We start from the raw sequence: 3,904 nt of genomic DNA, 5'->3' as shown, positions 1-3,904 counted from the left end.
GGGTCGCAGCGATCGAGTTCGTGCGCGATTTCGCCGACCTCGGCGCGGGTCAGGGCGGTTACAATGAGGATCATGAGTTCTACGGCTATCGTATGCCGATTTGATTGCCGATAATAACAGGGCGCTGTTACCCTACGGACAATCCTGAGCGCCCACGGATTTTCACGCCAAGCGATTTCACAGGAACAGGAACGATGTTGGTCGGGAAGATGTTGCCACGCGCGTTCGAGCGGCTCGCGGTAATCGAAGCAAAGGCTCAGATTAAAGAAGCGGCCAGAATGATGTCCAAGCCGCACACCGACCTCGTTGTGGTGTGTGAGCGAGGGAACATGGTCGGTGTCGTTACAAAGACCGACATTGTTGGCCAGATCAGTCAGTGTCTCGGATTCGGTTGTACGGCCAGGATAGACAGCATCATGACGCGCGATGTTACCTATTGCCGAGAGAATGAGGGGCTTCTTGATGTGTGGACCGTGATGAATGAACGGGGTCTTCAGCGCATTCCGGTCCTCGATGAGGCACAAAAGCCAATCGGCATTATTTACACACGAGATGCGCTGCAAGCATTATTGGGCGAATCTGAAAACGAAGATAGACTTCTCCGCGATTACATATCGGGGGTCGGTTACCGATAGGGACCGGCCATCTGACTGGAGACTCAACATGTGCGTGTCTCGATGTCGGCGCAGCGCAACAAGACCGACAAGGCCGATGCGCTGGCATCGCCCACGTGATGCGCACTGGCTGGTTCCGCTAGGCTTACATCCAGTCGGAAATCTGCTACCGGGCGCGGCTTTTGCTGACGCACCGGCGCAATGACTTCCGCGGTCAAGTCAGCGTGTTGCGGGCGATAACTCAGACACCGAGCGCACGCTTCCGCTCGAGAAAACCACGAGTGCGAAAAGCAGCACAGCGGCTGCGACGATCAGCGAGCCGCCAGCGACGACCGGCTCAAGTGCCGTATTGCCTTGCAGCATCAGATAAAGCGCTGGCAGCATGATTATCAGCCCGACGTTATACACGCCGTAGTGGACCATCGCGATTCTCCGCGCCGCCTTTGCCGGGTTAAGCGCATAGTACCCGCCAAAGATTGCGGATGTGACCCAGCCGAGCAGATTGATGTGTGCATGTGCCGGAAAGGCACCATGGTCGCCCGAGATCGCCATTTGTAGGCCGGCGCCAATCCCCAGAATGAGCCACACGATAGCTGTCTTAAAAAAGAGATCCGAAACCTTAGGCATGACACTTCCTCCCCAAACAAGCCGAATTCAATGCGCCCTATATTATGGATTTCTAAAAGATGGATGCAATCAAAATCACATCCATAAGACCCCCGACCGAGCCTCACAGTGACGGGTTTATGGCTTTGGCTGCGATCAGTTTTGCTCGGGTTTTGCGGTCGGCATTGCTCGACCAGCCTTCGCCTCGGTGCACACCGCGATTGCGACCGACGACGGTGCAGTCGAGCCCATGAAGGTCCGCAAAGTCATCGCTCTTCCTGCGGTGAGGCATTTACCACGCGTGGCGTGATCCTGGCCAATGGCAATCCTGGTCGGCCCCGAAATCGTGATCGCGACGACGCGCCATCGCACTGGCCTCGAACCGATGGTGGGCAAGCTTGGCCTTCTGGAAGGCAAAGGCGTTCCGCTTTTCAACGGCGGCGATCATCGCCCGACACTGCCGGATCTATGGTTCACGGGAATGCGGCCAAATGTTCGTGGCTGCTTCGCCAACGCCAGGATTCAGGCACGCGCCATTGCAAAGGCCATTGTCACATCACCGAGGCGCGCAGCGCGCCAGCAGCGGCAAGAAACACCACCACAACCCACGACGGCATCCGCCAAACGACCAGAAGCAAGAACCCTGTCACAGCCAGAGCAAAATCCCCTGGCGTGACGACGGCGCTCTTCCACACCGGATCGTAGAGAGCCATCCCCAGGATTCCGACCACAGCCGCATTCGCACCGCGCATCGCAGCCTGGGCGCCTGGCCGCGACCGCAGGGCGTCCCAAAACGGCAACATGCCGCAAACGAGCAGCGTACCGGGGAGAAAGATCGCTACAAGCGCGATCGCTGCGCCAGCCAGGCCATTCGGAACTGGGCTTGCCACGCTCCCCAGATAGGCAGCGAACGTGAAGAGCGGTCCCGGCATCGCCTGCGCCAGTCCATATCCCTGCAGGAACGCTTCGCTCTTCACCCAGCCCGTATTGACGACCGCCGTTTGCAGCAGCGGCAGCACCACATGGCCTCCCCCGAAGACCAAGGCTCCCGAGCGGTAAAAGGCGTCAAAGAGGCCAACAGCGTGACTTCCTGTAGCCCTTTCCACCAGCGACGGAAAAATAAGGAGGGCAGTGAACAGTGCGAGCGAAACAGCGCCGCTGCGGGCCGATACGGGAAAACTCAAATGTCCGGGCACCGAGGTCCCCTCGTCGCGGCAAAGCCACAACCCGGCGAGGGTCCCAAGGACGATTGAAGCGATTTGCCCGAACGATCCGCCGAAGCCGACGACAACCGCAATCGCGAGGAGCGCAATGGCGGCGCGTTCCTTGTCCGGCGTCAGCGTTCGCGCCATGCCCCAGATTGCTTGTGCCACCACGCAAACGGCCACGAGCTTGAGCCCGTAAAATACGCCGTCTGCGATCAGGCCACGAAACGCTGCCGCACCGAACGCGAACGCCACAAGGATCAGTGCCGAGGGCAAGGTAAAGGCGAGCCATGCGGCAAGGCCACCTGCCAGGCCACCACCTCTGAAGACGCCGAGGGCGAAGGCCACCTGGCTGGACGCCGGACCGGGAAGGAATTGGCAAAGGGCAACGAGATCGCCATACGCTTGCTCATCTAGCCATTTGCGACGCAACACCAGTTCGCTGCGATAGTAACCGAGATGCGCGATAGGCCCGCCAAACGAGGTCAGCCCAAGCCTCAGGAACACGAGGAAGACTTCCCCAGCGGACCCGCGCTTCGGCGCTTGCACCCCCGCCGTTGTATGTTGGTCGGTGGCGTTGCTCATGGGAAGTTGCCTCTGTTAGAATTGGCCTGGTGGCCTTTGAAAGGTCATCATAATGACGCCAGCCAGTGTTCGGTACATTGTCGAGGATGTCGCAATCTCCGTCGACTTCTACACACGGCGCCTTTGGTTCACTATCGAGCAGGACGCACGGACGGCCTTTGCATCAGTGGCCCGTGGTCCCCTGCGGCTGCTGTTGAGCGGGATCGCAAGTTCCGGAGCGCGGCGTCCGGACCGTCGCCGTCCGGTGCCCGGCGGATGGAACCGCATCCTGCTGCATGTCGAAGATCTGAAAGGGGAAGTCGAGCGGCTGAAAGGTGCCGGGCTGCCATTCCGCAACGAGGTCATCATCAGAGGCATTGCTGGCTCGCAGATCTTGCTAGAGGGCCTGTCCGGCAACGTGATCGAACTGTTCCAACCTGCCGCCCATTGACGGGTCCACAACCTGATGGATTGCATGGCAGTATCATTGGGAGGAAGTCATGGCGAGCGAAGCGGATCGCGATCCAATGCATCAAACGCAACGCTACTTTAAATGGGCTGGGTTGATCCCAGCACTCCAGAACCTGCCCGCTGCCCACGTCTCCAGTAGCGCCAAGGATTGGCGGAACCCGTTGCGGCGACCCCTCATCAACGGAGTCGCCAAGGCAGCGCGGGAAGTGACCGGGAAGGGAAGTCGAGTTGGTCCAGTGGAACACCACAGGACCGGTAGGCCACCCACGGCTGGGGAGCGCCGTACGCTTCCCGACATCAATTGGTGGGAACCTATACCGCGTTGTGCGCGTAGTAGTGCGCAACTAGCGGGGCATTAACAAATGATGGTCGGGACGGTTCTGGTCGTTGAAGATGAGCCACTAATCCTGCTCGATGTCGAGACGGCGCTACAGACGTTAGGAG

General features: G+C 59.4%; 4 protein-coding genes and 1 pseudogene. 3 read left to right on the top strand and 2 right to left on the bottom strand.

The genetic code is table 11. The annotated features are described in order from the left end of the window. Positions 1-194 precede the first annotated feature (194 nt). Together EN993_RS32450 and EN993_RS32445 are read left to right on the top strand one after the other, a co-directional pair. A complete protein-coding gene (locus EN993_RS32450) occupies positions 195-635 on the top strand; it encodes a CBS domain-containing protein (RefSeq protein ID WP_127265853.1) in 441 nt (146 codons plus the stop codon). A gap of 3 nt (positions 636-638) precedes the next feature. Next, positions 639-754, top strand: a pseudogene (locus EN993_RS32445) (IS110 family transposase); the annotation flags it as partial. Positions 755-833: 79 nt separating this feature from the next. Here EN993_RS32445 and EN993_RS32440 read toward each other — a convergent pair. Then, positions 834-1,241, bottom strand: a complete 408-nt coding sequence (locus tag EN993_RS32440) for a hypothetical protein (protein ID WP_127265851.1) — start codon at positions 1,239-1,241, stop codon at positions 834-836. 530 nt (positions 1,242-1,771) lie between these two features. After that, positions 1,772-3,010 (bottom strand): chromate efflux transporter, encoded by a 1,239-nt coding sequence (gene chrA, locus EN993_RS32435; RefSeq protein WP_127265849.1) that lies wholly within the window; start codon positions 3,008-3,010, stop codon positions 1,772-1,774. A gap of 52 nt (positions 3,011-3,062) precedes the next feature. Here chrA and EN993_RS32430 point away from each other — a divergent pair, with 52 nt between their 5' ends. Continuing rightward, positions 3,063-3,440 carry a VOC family protein gene (locus EN993_RS32430; RefSeq protein ID WP_127265847.1) on the top strand — a complete coding sequence of 126 codons (378 nt, stop codon included), beginning with the start codon at positions 3,063-3,065 and terminating at the stop codon, positions 3,438-3,440. Positions 3,441-3,904: the final 464 nt, after the last annotated feature.

This window comes from Mesorhizobium sp. M7D.F.Ca.US.004.01.2.1 (genome assembly GCF_003997785.1).
Taxonomy (GTDB): Bacteria; Pseudomonadota; Alphaproteobacteria; order Rhizobiales; family Rhizobiaceae; genus Mesorhizobium; species Mesorhizobium loti.
The sequence above is the reverse complement of the archived record's forward strand: the minus strand, read 5'-3'. Positions and strand labels throughout refer to the sequence as shown.